General features: G+C 43.6%; 23 protein-coding genes and 1 tRNA gene. 2 read left to right on the top strand and 22 right to left on the bottom strand.

The features are described 5' to 3' along the window. Positions 1-262: 262 nt before the first annotated feature. From V3C97_RS01920 to V3C97_RS01895, 6 genes are all read right to left on the bottom strand, one after another. Positions 263-829, bottom strand: a complete 567-nt coding sequence (locus tag V3C97_RS01920; RefSeq protein ID WP_009553094.1) for an NADPH-dependent F420 reductase — start codon at positions 827-829, stop codon at positions 263-265. Between the two features lie 171 nt (positions 830-1,000). After that, complete coding sequence (locus V3C97_RS01915; RefSeq protein WP_338434341.1) at positions 1,001-2,572, bottom strand: hydantoinase/oxoprolinase family protein; 1,572 nt, start codon at positions 2,570-2,572, stop codon at positions 1,001-1,003. Beyond that, positions 2,572-3,669: a DUF917 domain-containing protein gene (locus V3C97_RS01910; protein WP_338434340.1), complete on the bottom strand. Its 1,098-nt coding sequence runs from the start codon at positions 3,667-3,669 to the stop codon at positions 2,572-2,574. The genes V3C97_RS01915 and V3C97_RS01910 overlap by 1 nt, the downstream gene beginning before the upstream one ends. Further along, positions 3,666-4,928, bottom strand: coding sequence for a cytosine permease (locus V3C97_RS01905; RefSeq protein WP_216543610.1), 1,263 nt, complete (start codon positions 4,926-4,928; stop codon positions 3,666-3,668). Before V3C97_RS01905 ends, V3C97_RS01910 begins: the two co-directional genes overlap by 4 nt. A gap of 265 nt (positions 4,929-5,193) precedes the next feature. Continuing rightward, on the bottom strand, positions 5,194-5,637 hold the full coding sequence (locus V3C97_RS01900; RefSeq protein ID WP_338434339.1) for an LPXTG cell wall anchor domain-containing protein: 444 nt from the start codon (positions 5,635-5,637) through the stop codon (positions 5,194-5,196). A gap of 64 nt (positions 5,638-5,701) precedes the next feature. Beyond that, positions 5,702-6,061: a Rib/alpha-like domain-containing protein gene (locus tag V3C97_RS01895; RefSeq protein WP_338434534.1), complete on the bottom strand. Its 360-nt coding sequence runs from the start codon at positions 6,059-6,061 to the stop codon at positions 5,702-5,704. 293 nt (positions 6,062-6,354) lie between these two features. Between V3C97_RS01895 and V3C97_RS01890 the strand changes: the two genes are divergently transcribed. Both V3C97_RS01890 and V3C97_RS01885 read left to right on the top strand, forming a co-directional pair. After that, positions 6,355-7,278: an IS30 family transposase gene (locus V3C97_RS01890; RefSeq protein WP_003709292.1), complete on the top strand. Its 924-nt coding sequence runs from the start codon at positions 6,355-6,357 to the stop codon at positions 7,276-7,278. After that, positions 7,265-8,287 (top strand): ADP-ribosylglycohydrolase family protein, encoded by a 1,023-nt coding sequence (locus V3C97_RS01885; protein ID WP_338434533.1) that lies wholly within the window; start codon positions 7,265-7,267, stop codon positions 8,285-8,287. The genes V3C97_RS01890 and V3C97_RS01885 overlap by 14 nt, the downstream gene beginning before the upstream one ends. An 80-nt stretch (positions 8,288-8,367) precedes the next feature. On the opposite strand, the gene smpB is transcribed toward V3C97_RS01885, so the two are convergent. The 16 genes from smpB to V3C97_RS01805 form a co-directional block, all read right to left on the bottom strand. After that, positions 8,368-8,832, bottom strand: coding sequence for an SsrA-binding protein SmpB (gene smpB, locus V3C97_RS01880; RefSeq protein WP_009553111.1), 465 nt, complete (start codon positions 8,830-8,832; stop codon positions 8,368-8,370). Between the two features lie 37 nt (positions 8,833-8,869). Next, positions 8,870-11,266 carry a ribonuclease R gene (gene rnr, locus V3C97_RS01875; RefSeq protein ID WP_338434338.1) on the bottom strand — a complete coding sequence of 799 codons (2,397 nt, stop codon included), beginning with the start codon at positions 11,264-11,266 and terminating at the stop codon, positions 8,870-8,872. Between the two features lie 101 nt (positions 11,267-11,367). After that, the gene (gene secG / locus V3C97_RS01870; RefSeq protein WP_009553115.1) at positions 11,368-11,604 is read right to left on the bottom strand and encodes a preprotein translocase subunit SecG; all 237 of its coding nucleotides are present in this window, start codon (positions 11,602-11,604) and stop codon (positions 11,368-11,370) included. Between the two features lie 95 nt (positions 11,605-11,699). Next, positions 11,700-13,277 carry a ClC family H(+)/Cl(-) exchange transporter gene (locus tag V3C97_RS01865; RefSeq protein WP_338434337.1) on the bottom strand — a complete coding sequence of 526 codons (1,578 nt, stop codon included), beginning with the start codon at positions 13,275-13,277 and terminating at the stop codon, positions 11,700-11,702. 94 nt (positions 13,278-13,371) lie between these two features. Then, positions 13,372-14,697 carry a phosphopyruvate hydratase gene (gene eno / locus V3C97_RS01860; RefSeq protein WP_009553119.1) on the bottom strand — a complete coding sequence of 442 codons (1,326 nt, stop codon included), beginning with the start codon at positions 14,695-14,697 and terminating at the stop codon, positions 13,372-13,374. 100 nt (positions 14,698-14,797) lie between these two features. Then, a complete protein-coding gene (gene tpiA, locus V3C97_RS01855; RefSeq protein ID WP_009553121.1) occupies positions 14,798-15,553 on the bottom strand; it encodes a triose-phosphate isomerase in 756 nt (251 codons plus the stop codon). A gap of 48 nt (positions 15,554-15,601) precedes the next feature. Further along, positions 15,602-16,807 carry a phosphoglycerate kinase gene (locus V3C97_RS01850; protein WP_009553124.1) on the bottom strand — a complete coding sequence of 402 codons (1,206 nt, stop codon included), beginning with the start codon at positions 16,805-16,807 and terminating at the stop codon, positions 15,602-15,604. Positions 16,808-16,909: 102 nt separating this feature from the next. Then, positions 16,910-17,926 (bottom strand): type I glyceraldehyde-3-phosphate dehydrogenase, encoded by a 1,017-nt coding sequence (gap, locus tag V3C97_RS01845; protein ID WP_009553126.1) that lies wholly within the window; start codon positions 17,924-17,926, stop codon positions 16,910-16,912. A gap of 61 nt (positions 17,927-17,987) precedes the next feature. Then, the gene (locus V3C97_RS01840; protein ID WP_338434336.1) at positions 17,988-19,013 is read right to left on the bottom strand and encodes a sugar-binding transcriptional regulator; all 1,026 of its coding nucleotides are present in this window, start codon (positions 19,011-19,013) and stop codon (positions 17,988-17,990) included. A gap of 266 nt (positions 19,014-19,279) precedes the next feature. After that, complete coding sequence (gene clpP / locus V3C97_RS01835; protein WP_009553130.1) at positions 19,280-19,867, bottom strand: ATP-dependent Clp endopeptidase proteolytic subunit ClpP; 588 nt, start codon at positions 19,865-19,867, stop codon at positions 19,280-19,282. Between the two features lie 199 nt (positions 19,868-20,066). After that, positions 20,067-20,138: transfer RNA gene (locus V3C97_RS01830), tRNA-Arg, on the bottom strand. A 77-nt stretch (positions 20,139-20,215) separates the two neighbouring features. Then, positions 20,216-21,154, bottom strand: coding sequence for a DNA-binding protein WhiA (gene whiA, locus V3C97_RS01825; protein ID WP_009553133.1), 939 nt, complete (start codon positions 21,152-21,154; stop codon positions 20,216-20,218). A gap of 20 nt (positions 21,155-21,174) precedes the next feature. Next, positions 21,175-22,194 (bottom strand): gluconeogenesis factor YvcK family protein, encoded by a 1,020-nt coding sequence (locus tag V3C97_RS01820; protein ID WP_027826833.1) that lies wholly within the window; start codon positions 22,192-22,194, stop codon positions 21,175-21,177. Next, entirely contained in the window at positions 22,184-23,080 is an 897-nt protein-coding gene (gene rapZ / locus V3C97_RS01815) for an RNase adapter RapZ (RefSeq protein WP_278838531.1), read from the bottom strand. The genes V3C97_RS01820 and rapZ overlap by 11 nt, the downstream gene beginning before the upstream one ends. 54 nt (positions 23,081-23,134) lie before the next feature. After that, a complete protein-coding gene (sdaAA, locus tag V3C97_RS01810) occupies positions 23,135-24,037 on the bottom strand; it encodes an L-serine ammonia-lyase, iron-sulfur-dependent, subunit alpha (RefSeq protein ID WP_180849692.1) in 903 nt (300 codons plus the stop codon). 13 nt (positions 24,038-24,050) lie between these two features. Further along, positions 24,051-24,707: a serine dehydratase beta chain gene (locus tag V3C97_RS01805; protein ID WP_009553140.1), complete on the bottom strand. Its 657-nt coding sequence runs from the start codon at positions 24,705-24,707 to the stop codon at positions 24,051-24,053. Positions 24,708-24,902: the final 195 nt, after the last annotated feature.

The following is a 24,902-nucleotide window of genomic DNA, read 5'->3' as shown; positions in this document are numbered from 1 at the left end:
TTAACTTTTGTTAATGCCCATCATGATCAATTTAAAAGCGGGAATAGAGAAAAATGTTTTCTCCATTCCCGCTTTTTATGCACTAAGGGTAACGATAACGTGGAAAATACCCGCAAGTCTAGTAGCTAAGTACGGATTCAGATTGCCGCGCTTGCGCCTTCCCTTGTCCTAGCTTAGCTCAACGACTTGCCACAAAGGTTATTTCCCACTCACCTTTCTTTTGCGTTAAGTCAGAATAATATTTATTCAAATTAGTCAGCTATTATTTATTAACCCCAAAACCACCATTCCAGGAAATTTTTTCTCCAGCAGCTAAGGTCATTTGCAAGAAGGCCATTGCTTCCATTTCCCGAGCCCGCTTCAGTTTCCCCGCGTCTAGTACTTGCAGTGGGCTAGCTGCTAGCGCAGTAAATAATTTTTCCTTGGCAGCCGCATCGTCTCCAGCTACCAAAACTGTTGTTGGGGTTGTTCCCACCTTACCACTGGTCAAAGTCCCAGCAAATGTTGTATTGAAGGCTTTAAGAACCTTGCTTTCCGGAAGTAGTTTTTGCAGTTCTTGGGCAGCTGAGCTATCTGCAGGCACCATCAATTCATCCCAAGTATCAAAGTTCAACGGATTAGTAATATCAACAACTACCTTCCCTGCTAATTCTTGATGATATTGGTCAGCAATTTTAGCCAAAGCTGGATATGGAACCGCTAGCACAACTAAATCACCAAAATTTGAAACGACGTCGTGAGATCCAAAATATTCAACTTCGTTCCCCATAGCTAAGTTCTTGCCAATCGCCTGACCCATATTACCTTTACCTAAGATAGTGATTTTCATTTTTATCGTCTCTTGTTATTTTATTATTTACATTATAATATGTTGTTTTATAAAACACAAGAATCCAGATCACACTTCCCTATATCCATTTTTAACTAGCACAGCAAAAAAGAAGGGCGTTAATCTCCCTTCTTTTCACAATGTATATAACATTTTATTTTTGATTGTACTTTAGCCCAAGGTATCTAATTCAATCTCACCCACAACCTTGGCTTTAACCCGGGTCGTATTCCCCGGTGCGTATGCAATCGCCGTTTCGGTCATTTCAACCAACTTAACCGTTTCAGCCCGTGCCCCGGCTTTCAAGGCTTGTTGTTTAGCAGCCTCTGTCGCATCCGCCAAAGCATCTTCTCGGTCAACTGCATCATAAGAATACATCTTCTCGTATTCGCCCCCAACTTGAGCAATAGTAGCCCCAATAGCGTTGGCAACTGCTCCTAATTGGTCCTGGTGAATTTGCTTAACCCCATTAAGGGTAGCTGGCGCTACGATCGCACCCCCACCAACGAGAACTAAATCAACATCTCCCGCTTGGGTCTTCATCGAATCAATCGCATCTTCCAACATCTGCTTGACTTGCTGCTCCACTTTTTGGGCTAAATCAAAGTCCACGTGGGCAACCTTTTCTGGATCTCCCAGGTTGGCCTTACCTAACCGCACAGCAACATCTGTTAAAGTCAAGACATCACCCCCAAAGACAAGGGCTTTTTCTGTAATCCGGTATCCAACACTATCCGGGCCAACCGTAAACGTCCCATCATCGTGTTGGTGGACAACTGTCCCACCACCGATCCCGATTGAGTTGATATCAGGCATTCTGAAATTCGTCTTTACTCCACCAACATTGACTGCAATCGATGATTCCCGGGGAAAACCATTCACCAAAACCCCTAAGTCAGAGGTGGTTCCCCCGATGTCTAGCACAATTGCATCCTTCAGCTCCGACAGGAACGCAGCTCCACGGATACTGTTTGTTGGCCCACTACCGATGGTAAAAATAGGATACTTTTGTACATAATCCAATGCCATCAAAGTCCCATCATTTTGACACAAGAACAAACTAGCATCAGTAACGCCTACGTCCCGCAATGAATTGGCAAAGCCGCTGGTAACTTTTTCGATAACCGCGAATAAGGCCGAATTCAAAACTGTTGCATTTTCCCGTTCGATCAATCCCAGTGATCCGATCGCTGACGACAACGATACTGGAAAATCTTTTCCGTAGACTTGGGCCACGACTGCGCGTACCTGTTCTTCTTGATCCGCATTCAAGGCCGAAAAGGCGCCCACGATTGCTACTGCATCGACCTTTCCCCGCCATTGTTCGAGAACCGTCCGCACTTCATCTTCATCAACCGCTGCAATCAGCCGCCCATCGTATTCATGACCTCCGGAAACAATCGCTGTTTGGGGGCGAATAGCTGCTACCAGTTCTGGATCCCAGTCGGTAAATGGAGGGATCGAATGAGTAGCAGGTGCAGCCACCCGTAGTACCCCAACAGAAATCAACTTCTTTCGTTCAACAATTGCATTGGTACACTGGGTTGTTCCCAGCATTGCAATCGTGACATCTTCTTTAGCAATTTCTGTATCTGCAAATACTTGCTGAATTGCTGTTGCAATTCCCGAGCCAATATCTTCCGTTGTATGCGTCTTGGTTTGAGCCAACACCCGGTTGTTTTCATCTAAAATAACCGCATCAGTATTAGTCCCACCAACATCAATTCCTAAACGATATGCCATTATTTTGCACCTCTTTCGTGAAGAAGTTCTTCCACAGTTACAAAGTCAAAGTCAAAACCAAAATACCGTGGTCCTACCAGGTCAACTCCGGCTTCTGTCCGCCACTTGTCATCACTTGGCAAACCAAAGACTGTCATTCGCTTGCCATACTTTACTTCTTCGGTGGTAATCGGTACCAATGAATCAACATCCGCAAAGCAGATCAAATCGGGAACACTGATTACCAGCTGCCCATCAATATGGGCTACGAGATTTTCATTTTGGTAACTAATCTCCATTGTCTGACCCGTACTTGCATTCAGGCCTTCCAAGACGATAGTCCCCCGGTTAAAGCCCCCAACAACTTTTTGAATTACATCGACAACCTTACCATCAAATAAGTGGTAGCCACCGGTCACTTCTACAATAGCTTGGCGCTTTTCTTGCGTTCCTAATTTGTGGTCATGAACAATTGCTCCGATCTGTTCACACTTAGTAACAATCCCGTGAATAGCACCATCTTGCAATTGTTGCCCTGTGGAAGCATACTGGGCAACACATGCGGTCGCTCCCATCTCTACGGTCATATCCCGCGCTAATAATTCAGCCCACTTATCAGTTACTGTTTCCAGAACACTTAAATTGCCCTTTTCATCAGCAACTACCATCGGTGCACAACGGACCCCTGCTAAATGTAAAGTTGTCATCTGCAGCTCTGGAAAGGCCCGCCCCATCGAGTCACAATCGACCACAGGTAAGCCCGTCTGAGCAGCTAATACCAGGGGGATCATCGAGTTAACCCCACCAGCTTCAATTGGAAATGTTCCTTTGACCTGCTTGCCCAGGTGTTTTTCTAAAGCTCGAATAACCTTTTGGAATTCGTCCCCGCGGGGAAATTTTTCCATCATAACAGACGGAGCCCCCATGCAGGCTACTTGGATGTATAAAGCATCCGGATCAACCTCAGTCACATCTAACAAGGTGATTGGCTGTCCCCCTTGTTGCAAAGCTGCCAAAACCATCAGCTTACCGATATAGGGGTTCCCTCCACCACCAGCACCCATGAAAGAGGCCCCGGTAGCAATGTTTTCAATATTTTCTCTTGTCAAATTTCTCATGCGTCAACCTCCTCAGTTTCAGCGTTGCCAGCAAATTTATGGAGTACTAAGTATGCAACTAAGGACACCACGATCCCCGTTAATGGGTTGATTGCAAAGTGCGGTGCCTGCGGGAAGAAACTCAGCACTACTGGAACAGCAGCAATCACAGCTCCCAGGACCCAAGAAACGATCCCGATCCATTTATAGTCAGGAACCACTGCTTCAGCATCAACTTTACCTTTGTTGATAACCCAATATGTGGCGCACATCACTCCAGCTGCTGGCGGAACCATTGCCCCCAAAAGGCTCATTGCTGGTTCAAAGTAATTCATGATCCCAACGATTGCTAACACTGTTCCGACCATCCCAACGCCAAAAACCATAACTTTTTGGTATTTCTGAGGAATGCCAAACAAATTGTTAAAGGCAATCCCACCAGAAAAAGCGTTAATTACATTAACTTTCCAAGTAGCTAAAACTAGTGCTAAGCCCCCGACAATCGGTGTTGCCACCCGAACAAATAAGGTACTGATGTCATTGGAATGATAAGCAATAGCTAGAATTGCCCCCACGGCAATCATCAGCACCCCTGCTGGAATCACTCCGAAAATAGCTGCTTTGACAACATCACTCCGTTTGGCTGTGTACTGCGAATAATCCCCCGCAATAACTGCCCCTAAAGCGAAGCCTCCCAATGTTGTTGTCAAACCACTAGCAAACGACATTGTCGTCTGTGGTTGGTAGCTCAGTAAGCTTTGCCATGATGTCGTATGTAATGCGACAAACAGGCCATAAATCACAACAATGATCAAGTATGGAACGGCAATATATGTTAACCACCGAACTGCTTTGATCCCATAAATCGCTGTGGCTACCATGATTACGCCCCATAACACATCTGCAAACCAGACGGGAATAGTAATATTGAATGATTGCAATAACTTAACAAATGATGCCCCAGCAACATTGGCCTGAATCCCAAACCAACCTAAACATCCAATCGTGATTAACAAAGAGATTACCCGTTGTGACCCCTTCTTCCCAAAGGCATACTCAGCCGCCTTAACAGTTGGTTGACCTAAGTCAGAGCTTTGCATCCCTTGGAAAATCATGATAACCACCACCAGTGAGTATCCTACTAATGCGGTGAGAAGTGTCTTGCTAAAGGTCATCCCAGCCACTAAAGTTCCCCCCAAGATAATACTTGGAATTGAAACCAAAGCACCTGCCCAAACAAAGGCTAAACCCCACCAAGGTTGATTTTGCTTTTTCTCCATAAGCTATCCTCCTAATAAAATGATGACTTTCCGATGAGAAAGTTATCATTATACTAATATAATGATAGTTGTATGTCAAGTATAATTTTAATAAAAACACATATATTTTTAATTGTAAATTAATAAAACGTTTTAAATATACTTCAAATAACAAAGGAGACTGGTTTAGCCAGTCTCCTTTTTGGATAATCATACAACACAAAAAGGACGGCAATTGCCGTCCTTTTCGTGCCTCTTCAGACTAGTGAGTTATTCTGACTAACTACTAATCTTCTTTTCTCTTCTTGCTGCCGAGGCCAAACAAACCAAGTAAGCTCAGAATGATCAAGCCCAAACCTGTTGCCGTAGTAGCTGAAGCATCTTGCTCACCTGTTTGTGGCAACTTCTTCGCTGTCGTATCAGCGGTTTCTCCTTGAGTCGATGCTGTCGTTCCTTGACCGTTATTCTTTACATCACCGATGTTAGCAACGTCACTTCCTTGCTTGGTTACCAACTGGCTTCCGGGAATAACGTCCTGTGAACCATCTGGATAGGTGATCGTAGCCGTACCATCATTACCAATAGTTACCTGAGTACCTTCTGGGAACTGGTTCTTATTGGCATTTTCAATACTTTCCTTAACCTGTCGCTTCTCTTCATCAGTCAGGTTTGTTGGATCGTCAACTTTGGCCGTGTCACCCGGAACTGTTGGGGCGATCTTCTCGCCCATTGTTGGGCCACCTACTACTTGATTACCCGGGATAGTATCATCAGTGTGCTAGTATCACGTTTATCTAAGCCTGTACTATTAGCTTGATCGATATTCTTTTCCCATTTACACTAGTACCGAATGGCACTTCTTGAACCTGCGTTGCGATTGTAGCATTAGTTGCTTGGGTGTTGGAGCCATTAGCATTCTTAACTTCAACATGAACAACTACTAGCTCACTGGAACCATCTGGATAAGTTACCAATACTTCCCCAATCTTCGAACCTGCGGTAATCGTATCAATCACACTATCATTGCCGTTCCATTCAAAAGTTGTCCCTTGTGGTAAATCATTGATATTTGTGATGAAGTTTTGTGGCTTAACAGTATCTTTCAGATTATAAGTCCTGTCTTGCGGTTCGAATGACTTGTCTGTACATTTTATCTAAGCTAATTATTTAATTTTCGCCAAATATTACTATTTTTTCGAAAAGTTATAAAGAAAATAGTTTTTATATAAACAGTAAAATTAATTAAAATAATAAAATTTAAATTACGACAATTATCTGTTTATCATAATTTCTCGTCTATCTAAAAAACTATAAATTCAATGTGAGGTGCAACTCTTTTTATGAATGGCAGATTGTAAAATTTAAGTTGAACATTTTAGTGGACAGAAAAACCCATAAAGGTCTTTAATGGTGTCGTTACAACATTCCATTAGAAAGAAGGACCTTTATGGGCACCACTATCTTATCATTTTCAGACCGCATTGTCATCGAAACGCTTCGTCATGAAAAGCGATCTCTTCGATATATCGCTGATTACCTGGGCTTTAGTAAGACTACTATCTTTAATGAAATTCACCGGTTAAAGGGTGAATACCATGCGACTAGTGCGCAAGCCGACCACGAAACTAAACTTAGTTATCGTGGTCGTAAATGCTCATTAACGGCTAACCTCAAGCGACTAATCGAAGACAAGATCAAGATTCAGAAATGGTCAATTGAACAAGTAGCCCATGTGGTTAGGATCGCCTACAAGACTATCTATAACTGGGTCGATCAAGGACTTCTAGATATTCGGATGACTGATTTACCTGACCATGGTATTCGTCGTAAGCGTGCTAAAGAAACCCGTGGGACTTTCAGTCATGGTCGTTCGATTGAAGATCGTCCAGCTGAAGCTTCTGATCGTAATATTGCAGGCCATTTTGAAGCTGATACAGTTTTATCTGGCAAGCGCAAAGGTCAAGCAGTAGCCACGTTTGTCGAACGCAAGAGTCGCCTTACTATCGTTAAACGGCTTGGTGGACGAGATAGCACTTCAATGACTAAGGCTATCCTTGAGTTAGCTAATCAATTAGGAACTAATCTCAAGACACTGACGGTTGATCACGGGAAAGAGTTCGCCAACTACCAATCAATTGAGAAAAATACCGGCGTGCCGTTGTACTTTGCCCATGCTTATTCTCCGCATGAACGTGGTAGTAATGAGAATCGTAATCGAGTGTTACGGCGATTTATTCCTAAGGGTCAGCCAATTGAAGAGATTAGTGATGATGAATTGATTCAGATTAACTGGTATCTGAATTCACGGCCACTCAAATGTTTGAACTGGCGAACTCCAATTGAGATCTTTTTGCTTAATCTGCGTCATTAAATTTGTTCAAGTTATTTATTGCAATCTACCGAATACAAAAATTACTAACTGCCTACTGGGAGGTGCCCTGGGAGATTCTTTAGGTTATCCCATCGAATTTATGTTATCACCAACCGAAGTCTACCATTGCTATGGGGTAAAATACCTGACCTTCACTAACTTTCCAGTACGCCCCTTAATTTCCGATGACACACAAATGACTTTATTTACAGCCCTGGGACTTTTATCACCAGGCGATCACCTAACCAATCTCTGGCGCAGTTATCAAGACTGGCTCGAAACCCAGTGGAAATCAGATCAAACTGCTATGGCTCATCCCCCTAGTAGCTACCTAACTTCCTATCCTGACCTGTTTAACAGTCGCGAACCTGGACGAACCTGCCTCCAAGCACTTGCTCATCAGTTACCAGGAACTTTAAGCCAACCGCTCAATAATAGTAAAGGCTGTGGGGCCCTAATGCGAGTTGCCCCGGTAGGCTTTCTCTCCGAACCATTAGCAGTAACCATCGCCCTCGGCGCCCGTAGTGCTGCTCTTACTCATGGGCATCCTTTGAGCAGCCTAGCCGCTGGCTTTATGGCTGGCCTAATTCATTCTTTATTAGGAGGAGCCCCGCTTACCCCCGCTACTGTGTACACAACACTGGATTTTACTCTAGAGCATTTGGCCTTGCTTCCTGCTTGCACAACCTTCGCCAATTGTATCCAAACAGCCATTAATTTAACTACCAATTCTGCTCCCGACCAAACTAATATCGCCCAACTGGGAGCTGGTTGGGTTGCTGAAGAAACCCTGGCCATTGCACTTTACTGTGCGCTCAAATATTCGGACCATCCCCTGCGAGCTATTGAAGTCGCTGTCAACCATGGTGGTGATTCAGATTCAACTGGTGCCTTAACTGGGCAAATTGTCGGTATCTGCCAGCAGGATACTAACTGGTTACCTGCCACTTACTTAAAGCGACTCGAATTACGGGAATTAATCATTCGGGTGGCAAACGAATTTACTTAATATTATTTACTGACCATAATACAAAACCCCTGGGAAACGGACTATCGTCCTTCCCAGGGGTTTGTTGTGGATATGTTTTCCTAGCGAAAATTCTTGAGGGTTCGCCGAATTTCACGTTCTTGATCCCGCCGCTTAATAGTTTCCCGCTTGTCGTAATCATGTTTCCCTTTGGCAACACCAAGCAAAACTTTGGCAAAGCCATTTTTGATATAGACTTTGAGCGGAACAAGTGTAATTCCTTTATTGCTTGTTTCTCCAACTAACCGTTGGATCTCCTTTTTGTGGAGCAAAAGCTTGCGGTTCCGTAACGGGTCATGATTAAAAATATTACCATGATCATATGGTGAAATATGCACATTCATCAACCATGCTTCCCCATTGCGAATCTGAGCAAACCCATCTTTCAAAGTGATGCGGCTGGCTCGGACAGATTTAATTTCTGTTCCCGTAAGCACAATTCCCGCTTCGACGGTACTCAAAATATTGTAGTCGTGACGTGCTTTTTTATTCTGTGCTAATGGTTTGTCGAATTGTTTTTTCTTCATAGCTGTTCAAACCTCCTCATCACAACTATTTGTTTTTTTAATACTTTCGTTTCTTAAAGTTCCGATGGTGACGGTCTTTATTGTTGCCCCGGTGTTCCCGCTTATCGTGTCGGTCGTATTTCTTCTTGAAGCCACCTTTGAAGTTTTTACCCTTCTTGTCATCAAACTTCCGCTTATGGAAATACTTATTGCCCTCCATCCGCTCGCGATCCCGTTCCGGAATTTCATCCTTGAACCGTTCTAAAAGATCACTGGTTGGCATTTCTTTGGCATTAACTAGCTTGAAGTTAATTTCTTTTTGCTCAACATTTACCGCAATCAGCTTTACTTTGATTGGTTGACCAATTCTAAAGGTTCGTTTATACCGCCGCCCCACTAACGCCATTTGCTTTTCTAAGAAGATGTAGTAGTCATCCCCTAATTCACTAATGTGAATCAGGCCTTCAACCGTATTTGGAAGTTGTACGAACATCCCAAACTTAGTCACGGAACTAACAATTGCTTCAAAGACCTCACCGACACGGTCAGACATGTACTCAGCCTTCTTGGTAGCGTCGGTATCCCGTTCAGCATCAATTGCCCGGCGTTCCATCTCAGAACTATGAGTAGCAATCTCAGGTAGCTTGTTGATAAATTCTGCTTGAGCATCCTTACCAATACCGTTTTCACGATAATAGCGAGCCATCCGGTGAACCATCAAGTCCGGATACCGCCGAATTGGTGAGGTAAAGTGGGTATAGTCAACCGCCGCTAACCCAAAGTGGCCCAGTGGCTGGTCAGAATACTTGGCTTGTTGCATTGAGCGTAGCATTAACGTCGAAATCATCGGTTCCTCTGGCTTGCCGGCAACCTTCTTGAGGATCTGTTGCAAAACTTTTGGCTCCAAGTCTGCAATCTTGCCATGGACTTCAATCCCAAAGGAAGCCAATACTTCGTAAAATGACTTGATTTTTTCATCTTTGGGTTTTTCGTGGATCCGGTACAAGAACGGCACGTGCAGGTCGTTAAAATGCTTAGCAACTGTTTCATTGGCTGCTAACATAAACGATTCAACCATTCGTTCACTCGTTCCCCGTTCCCGGAGTTGGATATCTACTGGGTGCCCTTGCTCGTCAACAATAATCTTAGCTTCAGTATCCTCAAATTCGATTGCACCCCGCTTTTTACGCATCTTGAGTAAGATTTTGTGCAAAGCCTTCATATCTTGGAACATTGGTACTAAGTCTGCATACCGTTCTTTTAGTTTGGCATCATCTGATTCCAAAATTTTGTTAATAGCAACGTAAGTCATCCGCTCCGTAGACTTGATTACACTAGGGAAAATTTCATGAGCGACAACTTCCCCTTGAGGAGTAATTTCCATCTCACAAGTCATTGCCAATCGCTCTACGTGGGGGTTCAGTGAACAAATCCCATTAGATAACTTTGGTGGCAACATCGGAATTACCCGGTCGGTCAAATAAACCGACGTTCCCCGTTCAAAGGCTTCGCGATCTAAAGGTGTTCCAGGCGTTACGTAGTGGGATACATCCGCAATGTGAACGCCAAGGTGGTAATTACCATTAGGCAGTTGCCATACGTTGACCGCATCATCCAAGTCTTTGGATTCAATACTATCAATTGTAACTAATTTTTGGTCGGTTAAATCCCGCCGTCCTTCTTTTTCCGCAGTTGTTACTTCATCAGGAATATCTTTGATTTGTTCCAAAACATCTTCAGGAAAGGCAGTTGGAATGTTGTGTTGGTAAACAATTTCCAAAATATCCATTCCTGGGTCGTTGACGTTCCCAATGGTCTTAATCGCAACTACCTTGATAATCCCCGGCAAATGAGGGTCTGGATAGGCTGAAATATCAGCCAAAATTACTTCTCCTGGTACTGGGTGAAGTCCAGTGTCTTCCACCATGAAGCGATACATTGACAGCTTCTTGTCTTTGATGTGCATTGTTCCCAAAATTCCTTTAGGAAGCTGTTCTTCATCATTGACTTCAAACGCCCCTACCACTTGGGTCAAAGCGTGTTCCTTGATCGCTGTCACTTTACCTTCTGGGCGAATTCCTTTTTCAGGATCACCTGGCGTTACCATCTCAACTTCAACAGTATCGCCATTGAGGGCCGACTTGGTTTGGGTCGGATTGATAAAGAAATCTTGTTCTTCCGGATCAATAGTAACAAAACCAAAACCCCGGTCATTTGCATGAAAGACCCCTTCAAACTTAGGCTTAGTCTTATCTTCAGCCAGAGTGAAAGCACCATTTTGGTTCAAAGTAATTTTATGTTCATGTTCAAGGTCAGCCAGTGCCTTGACGACAAACTTAAACTGGCCCGCCTTAGTCATTTGTAGCTCGTCCACTAATTGTTGTACGGTAAATTCATCCGTTGCCGATGCCATGAAGCGTGACATCAGGTCGACTTTTAACTGTTCTTTTTCCATTAAATTCCTCGCTTATCTCAGTAATGTTATTATTTCGACTTTTTCAATAAAAAAACCTCCTGTATATCACATGCAGAAGGTTAAATTCCAATAGGTTAAAGTTAATGTGCTGAAATATATTCCAGTATCAGTGCGAGTACGAAGAATAACACTCCTAATACTGTAGTAACTTTTTGCATAAAGGCTTCAAACCCACGTGGCTTTTGTTTACTAAACAATTCTGAGGTGCCACCAGTTAGCGAACCGGCCGCATTATCCGTTTTAGCCGGCTGCATCAACACCGCAATAATGATCAATACAGAAACGACCAAAAGTAATGTTAAGAGTGTATTATGCACTAAAGCACCCTCCTTACTCTACTCTTCAATATACATTATCTGATTTTAGCATAATTAACTTGCTTTTTCCAATGTGACTAGCTAATTTTTCATTGCTACTTGCCAGCTATTGGTTCTGTTTCTTTGCGTTCAGCTAAAGCAGAAATTTGACGTTTTACTTCTGCTCGAACATGGTGCTTGGTCAAAACGACTAAAGTATCACCACACCGCATAACAGTATCCCCATGCGGCAGCAATTCACTTTCACCGCGCATAATTGAAATCAAAAGACAGTTTTTGGGCCATGGAATATCGCGAACTTGTTTATCCTGCAAGTATGACCCAGCAAAAACAGGAATCTCTAAGCGATCTTGGTAGTCACCCGGAACATATTCTGTGTCCGACCGCAAAAGTACCTTGAGCATGGCTTCATAGATCGGTGCCCCCCTCAGTAAATCAACTACTGTGTACGCAATTAACGACACCACTGCCAATGGCATCAGGTGTTGGAGTGAGCCAACCATTTCAGTAATCAACAGGATAGCTGTAAATGGAGCCTTCCCGATACAAGCAAAGTACCCGGCCATGGCATAGATAATAAAGTCAACTACCAGGGCAGAAGAAGTTAGCCCCAAAGCAACCATTCCTTGTCCAAAACAAGCACCAATTACTGCCCCTAAGGACAAGATGGGCAAGAAAATCCCACCTGGTAGTCCTGTTCCATAGGACATGACTGAAAAAAGTAACCGTAAAACAAAGATTCCAGCCAAAAATACGACGCTCGCCGGCAGGTCACGCAGCCCTGTGATCAAAGCATTTCCCCCACCTAATGTTACAGGATACCAATACGCAATAGGAATTAGTAACAACAGGGGAATAAATGAAACATAATTCATGTTAATTCCCGGAATGCGACGATAAAACTTCCCAGCGTTGAGGGTTAGGTACTGGTAAACCAAGCCCAACAGCCCCAAGACAATCCCCAAAAGAATCAGTTGCCAATAATCTTTGACTGGAAAAGCCGAACTAGGATCCAGTAAAAGCACTGGTTTCAGGCCAAAAATTGTCATAGAAACATAGTTAGCTGAAACTGAAGCCGCTAAAGCAGTTGTCCACACCAATGGCGAGAAATTGTGATAAACTTCCTCAACAATAAACAGACTCGAAGCAATCGGAGCATTAAAAGCTGCCGACAACCCGGCTGCTGCTCCCCCAGCGATCAGTACCCGACGACTTGAGCCCCGCTTTTTCATTGTTTCAGCAACCCCTTGGCCGATCGCAGCCCCCAACTGAATTGAGGGACCTTCCCGTCCTAAAAAGAGGCCTGAGCCAATACCAAGGACGCCCCCAATCCATTTTTTCCACAAAACTGGCCACCACTGCATTTCTAGGTCGCCCGCTAATTGTCCTTCAACTTGGGGAATCCCAGATCCCTTGATATGGGGGGTGGTCTTGATCAGATAACCATTTACCAGGCAAATTACCAGAGCAACTGGTAACCACAATAATAATAGCCATGGATTGCTATGGGTTAATTGAAAAAAAGATTTAACCGCCAATAAGAGGTGCTCAATCGCTAACCGAAAGAGACTCACTACCAAGCCTACTAACAATCCAACCAAGAGTCCTTTAATAATGTACAAAAAACGTGTTGTATTTAATGTCCTTTTGGGTACAAAAGCTTTTGCTTTCATGGTGAAACTACTCCCTAAATTAATATGTACAGAAAAACAAGAGGCAGCAAAAGCAGCCTCTTGTTTTATTATAACCTATCTTAAATAAGATTGATTACTTGTTGATGATGTCTTGACGAGCTTGTTCGCTCAAGTTGTAGAATGAGTGGATACCCTTGTATTCTGCAACATCAGCAGTCAATTGATCTTCAATCCGCATTAATTGGTTGTACTTAGCAAGACGGTCAGTCCGGCTCATAGAACCAGTCTTGATTTGGCCGGCGTTAGTAGCAACAACCAAGTCAGCGATTGTAGTATCTTCAGTTTCACCAGAACGGTGGGAAACGATAGCAGTGTAGCCAGCTTCCTTAGCCATTTCGATAGCTTCCATAGTTTCAGTCAAAGTACCGATTTGGTTAACCTTGATTAAGATAGAGTTGGCAGCACCCATCTTGATACCCTTACGTAAGTATTCAGTGTTTGTAACGAAGAAGTCGTCACCAACTAATTGAACCTTCTTACCAAGTTCAGAAGTGATAGTTGTCCAGTCATCCCAGTTGTTTTCATCGATAGGATCTTCGATGGAGATGATTGGGTACTTAGCAACTAAACCTTCAAGGTACTTGATGAATTCTTCAGTAGTGAATTCTTCACCAGTTGACCAACGTAACTTGTACTTCTTGGAGTCGTTGTCCCAAAGTTCGGAAGAAGCAACGTCAACTGCGATGGCAATGTCCTTACCTGGCTTGTAGCCAGCAGCTTCAATAGCGTTGATCAAGTATTCAAGTGGTTCTTCGTTGTTAGCAAAGTCAGGAGCAAAACCACCTTCGTCACCAACAGAAGTTACCTTGCCGTCAGCAGCCAGTAACTTTTGTAAGTTGTGGAAAGTTTCTGAACCCATCCGAACAGCTTCTTTGATGGAGTTAGCACCAACAGGCATAATCATGAATTCTTGGAAGTCAACCTTGTTATCAGAGTGAGCACCACCGTTGATAACGTTCATCATTGGAGTTGGTAAAACGTGAGCGTTGAAACCACCAATGTAGTTGTACAGAGGTACACGTAATTCATCAGCAGCTGCGCGAGCAACAGCGATTGATACAGCCAGGATTGCGTTTGCACCTAACTTACCCTTGTTTGGAGTACCGTCCAAAGCAATCATAGCCTTGTCGATTGCAACTTGGTCAGTAACTTCCATGCCGATGATTTCCTTAGCGATAACATCGTTAACGTTAGCAACAGCCTTCAAAACGCCCTTGCCCATGTAACGAGACTTGTCACCGTCACGTAATTCAACAGCTTCGTGTTCACCAGTAGAAGCACCAGAAGGCACAATTCCACGGCCAAAGCCACCTAATTCAGTGTAAACTTCAGCTTCAACTGTTGGGTTACCACGTGAATCTAAGACTTCGCGTGCATAAATTTCTGTAATTGCAGACATGTAATTCTCTCCTTTGAGTTTTAAATCTGTTTGAGAAAACTTTTCCCAAGCTCATTTTATAAGTTTTTTTACTTAGTTTCAATGAAAATCCGTTAAAGAATTAGTCGTTGAAATGTGCTAATTGTAAGAATGATTCTGGTTGTAAGGAAGCACCACCAACTAAACCACCATCGATGTTTTCCTTAGCCATTAATTCCTTAACGTTAGCTGGCTTGACAGAGCCACCGTATTGAATACGAACATTAGCAGCTGTTTCTTCATCGTATAAGTCAGCAACAGTTGCCCGGATTACGGCACAGATTTCTTCTGCTTGGTCAGCAGTAGCAGTCTTACCAGTTCCGATTGCCCAGATTGGTTCGTAGGCAATTACTAAGCTAGCAACTTGGTCAGCAGAAAGACCCTTCAATGCAGCTTCGATTTGGCCCTTAACCCATTCTTCAGCCTTACCTGCTTCACGAATTTCAAGACTTTCACCACAGCAGATGATTGGTGTCATTTCGTTCTTGAAAATTGCGTGAGCTTTCTTGTTGATGTCTTCATCAGTTTCATGGAAGTAATCACGCCGTTCGGAGTGGCCGATGATAACGTAGTCAACACCCATTTCATGTAAAACCTTAGGTGAAGTTTCACCAGTGAAGGCACCTTCATCTTCAAAGTAGCAGTTTTCAGCGGCAACATGTAATTGTGAACCTTGAGCATTTTCAAGCAATGCTGGCAAATCAACAGCTGGTGCAGCAATAACAGTTTCAACAACAGATGATTCTGGTAATTGATCCTTAACGGCTTGCACAAATTCTGCAGTTTGCGTTGGGTTCATGTTCATCTTCCAGTTACCAGCAATAATTGGAGTACGCAAATTAAATACATCCTTTCCCAAATTAAGTGATTTTAATGACCAGTGTGCTTATTTTTCAGAAACAGCAGCAATCCCTGGTAAAGTCTTACCTTCGAGGTAGTTCAAGGAAGCACCACCACCAGTGGAGATGTGAGTCAACTTGTCAGCAACGCCTAATTCCTTAACTGCGGCAGTTGAGTCACCACCACCAACGATTGTAGTTGCGTCAGTTAATTCACCTAAGAACTTACCAACTTCCAAAGTACCCTTAGCGAAGTTAGGCATTTCGAAGACACCCATTGGTCCGTTCCAAACAACAGTCTTAGCATCCTTCAAGACTTCCTTGAATTCTGCAACTGACTTAGGTCCAATATCAAGGGCCATGTAGCCGTCAGGAATATCACCTTCAACAACCATGCTATCAGCATCATTGTCAAACTTGTTAGCAACAACGTTGTCAACTGGCAATACTAACTTGTCGCCAGCCTTTTCTAATAAGGACTTAGCTAAGTCGATCTTATCTTCTTCAACCAAGGAGTTACCGATCTTGATACCCTTTGCAGCGTAGAATGTATAAGTCATCCCACCACCGATAATGATCTTGTCAGCTTTGTTGATCAAGTTTTCGATAACACCAATCTTGTCAGAAACCTTAGCCCCACCAAGAATAGCAACGAATGGGTGTACAGGGTTGTCCACAGCTTCACCCAAGAACTTGATTTCCTTTTCCAATAAGAAACCAGCAGCTGCTTGCTTACCTTCCTTTTCCATGTTGGAAGCAATCCCTACGTTAGAAGCGTGGGAACGGTGTGCAGTACCGAAAGCGTCGTTAACGTAAACATCACCCAAGGATGCCCAGTATGCGCCTAATTCTGGATCGTTACCAGATTCCTTCTTGCCATCAAGATCTTCGAAACGTGTGTTTTCAACTAAGAGAACATCACCGTTTTCCATAGCAGCGATAGCATCTTCTAATTGCTTGCCACGAGTAGTTGGTACAAAGGTAACCTTCTTGTTTAACAAGTCAGCCAAGTGTTGGGCAACAGGCTTGAGAGTTAATTCCTTCTTATCTTCTTCAGTCTTGATCCGGCCAAGGTGAGAGAACAAGATTGCCTTACCACCGTGTTCGATAACGTAGTTGATAGTTGGCAATGCAGCTACCATCCGGTTGTCGTCACCAATCACACCGTTCTTAACTGGAACGTTGAAGTCAACACGGATTAAAACTTTTTTACCTTCTAAATCGTGTAAGTCAGAAACAATAAGTTTAGCCATGAATAGCAAACCTCCATTGATTTTTTAAAAGAAAAGGCGAAAGGAGTTATTACCTCCTCCCGCCTCGAGCATTTACAGCATTAGTAATTTGAATAAATCAAATTAGTTGATCATGCTTGCAAACTTTTCTAATGTACGGATCATTTGTGCAGTAAAGCCAGATTCGTTGTCGTACCATGCAACAACCTTAACAACTTGGCTTGCGCCTTCACCCAATACTTGAGTTTGAGTTGGGTCAAAGACAGAACCGTAAGTTGTACCAATGATATCGGATGAAACGATTTCGTCATCGTTGTAGCCGAATGATGCATTGTTTTCAGTGTACTTCTTAACAGCTGCGTTAACTTCTTCAGCAGTAACATCCTTGTCAAGAGTTACAACTAATTCAGTTAATGAACCAGTGATAGTAGGAACACGAAGTGCGTGACCATCTAACTTGCCGTTCAATTCTGGGATAACCAAACCGATAGCCTTAGCAGCACCAGTTGAGTGAGGAATTGTGTTTTGTGCAGCAGCACGTGCGTTACGGAAGTTGTTCTTACGATCTGGACCATCTTGTAACTTTTGAGTTGCAGTGTATGCGTGAACAGTAGTCATAGTACCAGCTTGGATGCCGAATTCCTTGTTAACAGCGTTTGCTAAAGGAGCAAGGCAGTTTGTAGTACATGAAGCAGCTGAAACGATCTTGTCGTCTGCAGTGATAGTGTCATCGTTAACACCGTAAACGATAGTCTTCATTTGACCTGCAGGAGCAGAGATCAATACACGCTTTGCACCAGCGTCTAAGTGTGCTTGTGCCTTTTCTGCAGAAGTGTAGAAACCAGTTGATTCAAGAACTAATTCAACACCATCGTTCTTTACCCAAGGAATGTTGTGGGCATCTGCTTCAGCGTAAACAGGGATTTCCTTACCGTTAACAACAAGTGCGTTTTCAGTTGCGGAAACTTCACCTTCAAATTGACCATGAGCAGTGTCATACTTCAAAAGGTGTGCTAACATTGCTGGAGAAGTCAAGTCGTTGATAGCAACAACTTCGAGATCCTTAGATGTAGCAAAAATACGACGGAATGCTAAACGACCGATACGGCCAAAACCATTAATACCAACTTTAGTAGTCATACTAAAATTTCCTCCTTTAGGAAATGAAAATTTATTTTAAAAAGTAATGTGGTAAGCATTACTAGTTTAAAATCATCCTTGCGGCTCCCTCGTCTGTAATCAGACATGTTTGCGGGGGAGCAATTTTAACGTAGGCGGTAATTGCCTTGGCTTTAGAAGCACCACCGGCAACCGCAACTACACAATCCATTGTGGCGAGGTCCTCTAACTGTAACCCAATTCTAGGGATACGATGTACAATTGCACCTTCTTCGTTAAAGAAATAACCAAAGGCTTCACCAACTGCATGCTCAGCTTGCAACTGTGCGATCACCTCGGGGGGCATAGCCCGCCGTTCGGCCATCTTCACTGCTTCGCCTATACTATGAATAGCTGCATTTGAGTGGCGAATCAAATCGACAACTTGTCGAACACTTGGTTCAGCAAGTAAAGGTCGATAAGTATCCTCGCTCACGTGCTCTGGCACATACAAAGCGCGGTGCAAACTATTAGTCCGCAATGCCATCTGAGCACTAATATTATTTGCCTGGATGTCGATTCGTTCACCGACACCCCCACGAGCAGGAACAAAAGTCAACTGACGATTAACAGAAAGATCAGCTGTTAGTTGTTTAGCAACTTCAGCCATTGTTGACCCACCCATTACTGCGATAACATTTGTTCCTGCGGGTAAAAGGTCTTTAAGTTTATTATTTAATACTTTGCCCATTGCGTCAACTACTTGGAACTGGAGATCACTATCTCCAGGCACAACATAACATTGGCGTAAACCAAGTTTGCGGCATAACTGCCGCTCTAACTGCTGCATCCCTGATAGTTGTTCAATCAATGGGGCCAAACCCCGAACAGTTTCTTTTCCTTTAGCAGTCAAAACCATTCCAGACCTTGTTGATGTAATCAAGTCTTGTTTTCTCAAAAAGTCGGTTTCAGTTCGCAACACACGCTCACTAATGTCTAAGCTCTGAGCGAGCGTCCGCCGGCCAATAGGAGCTGACCAATCAATATTGCGCAGGACATTAAAGCGTTGTTCAATGACATCGACCATATCAGGAGCGATGGCTTTGACCCATTTTAAATCCTGGTTCATAGCAAGTTCCTCTTTCTTATGGGACGTTTTTTGACCATCAGTGCCGTCAAACGACCCAGTGATTCCAAAAAAACAAAGTATAAACATGACTCACAGAATCATCCCCATACCTCGATTACACTTTGAATTATATCAGGTGAATTTTAATTTTGCAAGAAAAGTAAGCGATTTTTCCACACAGACAGAAAAAGCCGTAATGCGCATCACATCACGGCTTCAATGGGATTAAATCCCGAATTAGAATACTTATTTCAATTTAATGTTCGTTATTTACTCTTGTTAACCATCACTTGGTCAATCAAACCATATTCTAAGGCTTGTTGAGCAGTCATAAAGTTGTCCCGATCAGTATCTTCATTGATCTTATCAACTGTTTGTCCTGTGTGTTCAGCCAAAATTTGATTGATTAATTCCCGCGTCTTGAGGATATGTTGAGCCGCAATCTGAATTTCAGTTGATTGCCCTTGAGCCCCACCTAGAGGTTGGTGGATCATGATTTCAGAGTGTGGTAAAGCAAACCGCTTACCCTTGGTCCCAGCGGTTGCTAATACAGATGCCATTGAAGCAGCCATCCCCATTACAATGGTTTGCACATCCGCTTTAACAAAGTTCATAGTGTCATAAATCGCCAAACCAGCAGAAACTGATCCACCTGGTGAGTTGATATACATGTAAATATCTTTTTCAGAATCTTGTGCATCTAAGAAAAGTAACTGGGCGATGATAGCGTTAGCCATATCATCATTGATTTCACCAGATACCATAATGATCCGATCCTTCAACAACCGTGAATAAATATCATAAGCTCGTTCGCCACGAGAAGATTGTTCAATAACTGTAGGAACTAAGTTCATTCCGTAAACCTCCCTGATAACCTATTTGTGTATAAGTTGAGTTTAGCACTCCTTTGAATATACTGCTAGTTTACTCTTTTGGTCAGTAATGGTCAAATTATATGTTCTGATTAAATCCATATGCAATTATGCTCATCTGTTTGCTCGAGTAGATAAAACAAAAACCACATGGTAATTACCATGTGGCCTCAACAAGTAGTGCGTCCCCGGGGAGTCGAACCCCGATTTCGAGAACCGGAATCTCGCGTGCGATCCATTACACTAAGGACGCAATATCAACATGCAAGTAATACTATACCCCACGAATCATCGTTTGACAAGTAAAATTTTTACATGTTGTTAATTTTTTTATACTCCAGCACCTGAACGTAGCTTTTCCGCATATTCATTGAGCTTTCGTAAGCGGTGGTTAACCCCCGACTTGGAGATGGGTCCCCCAGAAATTAATTCTCCCAATTCTTTAAGGCTGACTTCTGGGTTGGCAATCCGCGCAACAGCAACTGCTTGCAATTTTGGTGGTAAGTGTTCCAACCCCACCGTTTGCTCGATATACCGTATATTAGCTAGTTGCTTATTAGCTGCGTCAGCTACTTTATTCATATTAGCTGTCTCGCAATTCACAATTCGATTTACTGAATTACGCATATCGCGGACGATCCGAATATCTTCAAAGCGTAACATCGAGTTAGTCGCTCCAATGAGTTGCAAGAAATCAGCAATCTTTTCGGCTTCTTTGAGGTAGGTAATATACCCACTTCGGCGTTCAGTAACCCGGGCGTTTAGGTGGTAGCGGTTGATCATTTCACAAATCATCTGATTATGTTCTTCATACAACGAATAGATTTCCAGGTGGTAACGGCTGGTTTCGGGATTATTTACCGATCCGGCAGCCAAAAATGCCCCCCGCAGGTACGATCGAACCATCGCATCATTTTTCAGTAAGTCAACTGGTACGGTCTTTTTCACTTGAAAACCGGCAAGAATATCCAAATCATTAAGTACATAGTCACTGCCTGACTTTAAACGTACAATATACAGGTTATTCTTTTTAAGCTTCATCTTCCGCCGAACCAGCAACTCACTTTCGACATCGTAAAACTGCTTGAGCAGTTGATAAATACGCCGGGCAATCGCCGGGTTCTCCGTTTGGACATTGAGCACAAAATGATGTTGCACAATGCTGACCGAACCATTCATTCGGATTAAAGCCATCAATTCCGCCTTAGCATTGTCCATATGAACTTCTAAACGTGTCAGTTCCTTCTTTACGTCACTGGCATAAGACATCCGGCTAACACCCCCTTATTTTAATTAAAATTATCACTGCGCCATGACAACGGCCGGCCCGTAAGGCGCATCAACTCATCAACAACTTGATCACCGTTATGAAAAACACCCTTATCGCGCAACTGTAAAAAGTTATCCGAAATCACCCGACAACCTTGGGCCCGCAACCCCTTGAAATCATATTTAACCTGGTACAGGTATTCGTCATATTTTTGGCGATCCATGTAATCTTGAGGAACTGGTTCAGTATTAACCAAAACTGTGTCAATAAAGTTTTGCCCCAAGTGACTATTGAGAACCCGAACATGGTCGGCATCAGTAAAGTGCTCTGTTTCCCCTAGTTGGGTCATAATGTTGCAGATATAAACCACTTCTGCTTCAGTCTGACAAACTGCTTGTCCGACATTCTTAATCATCAAGTTTGGCAAAATACTCGTAAATAAACTTCCCGGTCCCAAGACTATCTGGTCTGCTTCCTCAATGGCCTGGATCACTTCAGGCATTGCCTGGGGCTCACTTCCATCATTAGCTGTCACCCACACGCGCTTAATCATCTTGTCAGCGTGGGTGATCTCAGCTTCCCCAGCCACTGTGGTCCCATCAGTAAATTCTGCATTTAAGGTTAGTGCTTCTTCAGCGGCTGGATAAACATGTCCATCCACCTTCATCATCTCAGAAAGAAGTTGGACAGCTGTAAATATCCCTTCATCCTCCATCTCAGAGATAGCGGCAATGATTAAATTGCCAATCGCATGCCCCGAGAAGAACTTATCTTCAGATTTAAACCGGTATTGAAAAATCTTTTTTTCAAATTCTGGAAGGTTGGACAGCGCCACTAAACAATTACGAATATCGCCAGGTGGGACTACGTTGATATAATCGCGAATAACCCCCGAAGATCCACCGTCATCGGCAACTGTAACCACCGCTGAAATGTCTGCATCCCGCTTACGAAGACTCTTAAGCAGCACCGGGAGACCTGTCCCGCCACCGATCACCACAATCCGCGGCCGTTTCCTTCTTTGACAATTACTTTTCATTCGTCTTTCCTGCCTTTTCCTGCTTATGCTTCTCCACATCCCGGTGGGCAATCCGTACTTGATAATCATCAGCTAGTGCATGCCCCACCCGCTCGGTCAAAGCAACGGACCGGTGCTGACCACCAGTACACCCAATCGCAATGGTGACACTGGACTTGCCTTCGGCAACATAACCTGGCAATACATACTGCAACAGTCCAATAAAGCGTTGGTAAAATTCCTCTGTTCGCTCAGATGCCATTACATAATCATACACATCCTGGTCTAACCCTGTCTTAGGACGAAGCTTAGGAATGTAAAATGGATTAGGGAGGAAGCGGACATCCATCACAATATCAGCATCAATTGGAATCCCATACTTGAATCCAAATGACATCACCACTACATGGAAAGGCGAACTATTCTGCGTTTCAAAGTTATGGAAAATTTCTTCCCGTAGCTGACGCGGCGATAGGTCGCTTGTATCAATGATGATCTGCGCTTGTCCCCTTATGTCAGCCAATAACTTCCGTTCCAAATGAACTCCATCTAGGATCCGCCCCTCCATTGCTAACGGATGAGCACGACGTGTTTCCTTATACCGGGATACCAATTCAGCATCAGATGAGTCTAAGAAAAGGATCCGCGGTTCAATCTGTCCATCATCACTGATATTGCGTAACATTTCAATTATTTCATCATAAAAAGCCCGGGACCGTAAATCAATCACCAGGGCAATCTTAGTGATCTTACCTGATTCTTGTACCAATTCCCAAAACTTAGGTAACAGTGCTGGTGGCATATTATCAACGCAAAAATAGCCTAAATCTTCGAAGCTTTGCATTGCAACGGTCTTACCAGCACCGCTCATTCCTGTAATAATAACTAATTGAATTTGTTCCCCCATCATACCACTTCCTCAAATTGACTCTTTTTATTATATCATACCGGGTGTTTCATCTTATTTTACGGCGCCATCATCTTCATTAGTGACATCTTCGCCAAAAATTCGCATCTTCATTTTCAAGGCTGTCGGCGTAGTCGCAATTCCGCCTCGCCCGGTTTCCCGCAACGAAGCCGGCATCTGTTTGCCAATACGGCGCATTGCATCAATTACTTCATCGGCTGGGATTCGGTTTGAGATCCCTGCCAGAGCCATGTCCGCCGCCGCTAAAGCATTAACTGCACCAGCAACATTGCGTTTGACACACGGTAATTCAACCAAACCTGCTACTGGGTCACAAACCAAACCTAAAAGGTTACTCATTGCCATCGCAAAAGCCTCTGCTGATTGCCGCGGTGTCCCACCATTGATTTCAACTGCAGCTGCAGCTGCCATCGCCGATGCACTGCCTACTTCAGCCTGACAACCTCCAGTCGCTCCGGCGATCATTGCATTATTAGCGGTAATCATCCCAAAGCCTCCCGCAGTTAGCAAAAAGTGAACTTTTTCATCATCCGTATAGTGGAAACGTTGATCTAAGGAAAACAAAGTACCGGGGATTGTTCCGGACGATCCCGCTGTTGGCGTGGCACAAATCACTCCCATAGCAGCATTAACCTCATTAGTTGCGATCGCATTTTGAATCGCCCAAAGCATGGTATCTCCCGCTAACCCGCCACCATTTTCGCGGTAACGTTTGATCTTTGCGGCGTCACCACCACTTAATCCAGTTGGTGACTGAACCCCTGCAGCTCCTTTACGGGCCGCTTCTTCCATTACCCGCAGTTGTCCCCGCATCCGTTCCATAATTGCCGCTTCTGGTTGCTTACTATATTCCATTTCTTGGTCAAGCACTAAGCGCCATAAGGGCTGGTGCTGTCGTTCTGCAGCTGCAATTAAATCTGCTACCGTCTGATACATCGCCATTACCTCTCTATAATTCGATTATCCGTGAACACATCTGTGCCAACTTATTTAGTGTTTGCGGCGGAGTTAACTTATCTGTATTCAATTCCTGAATAAACTCATATTTAAACTTCGAAAGTCGCTTATGAAGAACATTGATATGTTCATTCTTTAATTTTTCTTCAGCTAATAACAAATTCTTACGTGGTCCCATACAAACTAAAGTTGGTAATGGCCCGCGAAGTTTAATTCTTTGTCCTAAAAGTTCTATTTGCCGAACTTCTATCGTTCCACCCCCAATTGAACAACCTGCCAGCTTGATTTTTTCGTGGTGCCCTTCAAGCGTCACAATCGCCGTATTGGGGTGTCCAATTGGGCTAGGAATGGTATGCTCAATGAAAACAATCTTAATCCCCCGGTCCCGTGCAATTGTAACTGCATCAGGAACCCGCGGATCGTCTTCTTTAAAACCTAAAACTCCAGCAATGATTGCATAGTCGGTCCCGTGCCCTTTATGCGTTGCTGCAAATGATTCATAGTAGTCAACTTGAACGGTGTGAAATTGGCCCACAAATATCTTGCGGGCTGCCCGCCCGATCTTGACCGCCCCCGCAGTATGGGAACTGGAAGGTCCGATCATTGTTGGGCCAATAATATCAAAGACACTCCGATAATTTGCTGTCATTTTCTCACCTTACCGTCCTATAAATTAAATGTCTTCTTCGCAAGCGGTAGCAACTCCCTGCTACCTCCCCTGTAATATCATCATTGAAGTATACCACATTCCCTTTAAAAAAGTGAGTTGCAGTCATTGGTGTAATCACTCACGTTGACCACTTTTAATTTTCTCTGGATCATTCTGGAATAACTTGCGTAAGCA

The sequence above is a fragment of the Ligilactobacillus saerimneri genome, assembly GCF_036689625.1.
Lineage (GTDB): Bacteria > Bacillota > Bacilli > Lactobacillales > Lactobacillaceae > Ligilactobacillus > Ligilactobacillus saerimneri.
The sequence above is the reverse complement of the archived record's forward strand: the minus strand, read 5'-3'. Positions and strand labels throughout refer to the sequence as shown.